The sequence below is a fragment of the uncultured Methylibium sp. genome (assembly GCF_902826655.1).
Lineage (GTDB): Bacteria > Pseudomonadota > Gammaproteobacteria > Burkholderiales > Burkholderiaceae_C > Methylibium.
The window spans coordinates 1-1,857 of the sequence record NZ_CADEFR010000138.1; the positions used below are offsets into that span (position 1 = coordinate 1).

The following is a 1,857-nucleotide window of genomic DNA, read 5'->3' on the forward strand; positions in this document are numbered from 1 at the left end:
ACGCCGGCCTTCTCGATCACGAGCGGGTTGCCCGAGGCCAGCGCCTTCACTTCGGCGTACGACAGCGCCGCCAGTTCCACGTCCTCGATCGAACGCAGCCCCTTGTCGCCGCTCATCACCTGCGCGATGAAACGCGCCTTGGTTTCCAGGGCTTGCCACATGTAGCTGTCGAAGCTGCCCTCGGTGACGTAGCGGAAGATCTCCACGTCCTCGCACTCGTTGCCCTGGCGCAGGATGCGCCCTTCGCGCTGTTCCACGTCGCACGGCCGCCAGGGCGCGTCCAGGTGGTGCAGCGCCGCCAGCCGGGTCTGCACGTTGGTGCCGATGCCCATCTTGGCCGTCGATCCGAGCAGCACCCGCACCCGGCCTTCGCGCACGGCCTTGAACAGCGTGGCCTTCTGCGCATCGGTGTCGGCGTCGTGCACGAACGCGATCTCGGTGGCCGGCACGCCGGCATCGACCAGGCGCTGCTTCAGGTCATCGTAGACGCTGAACGCCTTGCCTTCCTTCGGCGACGACAGGTCGCAGAACACCAGCTGCGCGCCGCGGAAGGCATCGGAGCGTTGCCGCACCGCGAGCACCTCGCGGACACAGGCCGCGACCTTGCCCTGCGCGTCGAAGCGCCCGCTCGGCGCCACCAGCCGAAAATCCAGCGCCGCCTTGCGGCCGTCGGTGGTCACCGCGAGCATGTTGTCCTGCTGCGGCTTGACGCGGCCCATGCGGATCGCTTCCGCTCGCTCGACCAGCGTGCGCACGTAGGCCTTCAGCGCGCTGCTCGCCGGGCAGGCCACGATGCGCGGCTTGCCGCCACGCAGCGCCGGCACCGGCAGCTTCAGCATCTCCGCCGTGCGGATGTCGGCCACTTCGCCGAACACCGCCATCAGCTCGGGCACGTTGATGAAGCGCGCAAAGCGCGTGTTCATGCGGTAGCCGCTGCCGTCGGGCGCGATCTCGAGCGCAGTGACGCTCTCGCCGAAGGTGGCCGCCCAGGCGTCGAACTGCTGCAGCCCGAGCGCTTCCAGCCTTCGCGGCTGCAGGTAGCGCATCATCGTGTGCACCTCGGCCATCGTGTTGGCCACCGGCGTGGCGGTGGCGAACACCACGCCGCGCTGCGCGCCGCCGTGCAGGCGCATCGTGTAGCGCGTCTTCAGGAACAGGTCGAAGGCCCGCTCCGAGTTCGCCAGCGGCAGGCCGGCAACGCGCGTCATCTTCGTGAACCGGTAGAGGTTCTTGAACAGGTGGGCCTCGTCGACGAAGAGTGTGTCGATGCCGAGCTGTTCCCAGCTCAGCAGATCGTCCTTCTTCGCATCGGCCAGCAGCTTTTCCAGCCGCACCGTCCAGTTCTTCTTCATCGCTTCGAGCTGCTTGACAATCCGGTTGCCCCGGTCGTTGCGCCGCTCGGCGCGTACTGCCATCTCGATTTCCATGATGAGTTCCTTGATGAAGGTTTGTGTGAATGCCGGCGACATGCGGATGCGCTCGAAGCTCGAGTGCGTGATGACCACCGCGTCCCAGTCGCCCGTGGCGATGCGCGACACCAGCTCGCGCCGGCGGTCGCCCTCCAGGTCTTCCTTGCCCGCCATCAGCACGGCGGCATTGGGGTACAGCCGGACGAACTCGGCCGTGTACTGCGCCAGCATGTGGTTCGGCACCACATGGCAGGGCTTGGCCGCGAAACCGAGGCGCCGCAGCTCCATGCCGGCGATCGCGCAGACCGCGGTCTTGCCGGCGCCGACGACGTGGAACAGCCCGGTGTTGCCGGACTGCACGACGCGCCACACGGCGTCCCGCTGGTGCGGGTGCAGCGCGTAACAGCGCGAGAACCCCGGCAGCTTCAGGTGCGAACCATCGAACTGC

The 1,857-nt window shown here is 67.8% G+C and carries 1 pseudogene; it reads right to left on the minus strand.

Annotation, left to right across the window (positions count from 1 at the left end):
* Positions 1-1,857: pseudogene (locus QZV97_RS20835) on the minus strand (DEAD/DEAH box helicase family protein); the annotation flags it as partial.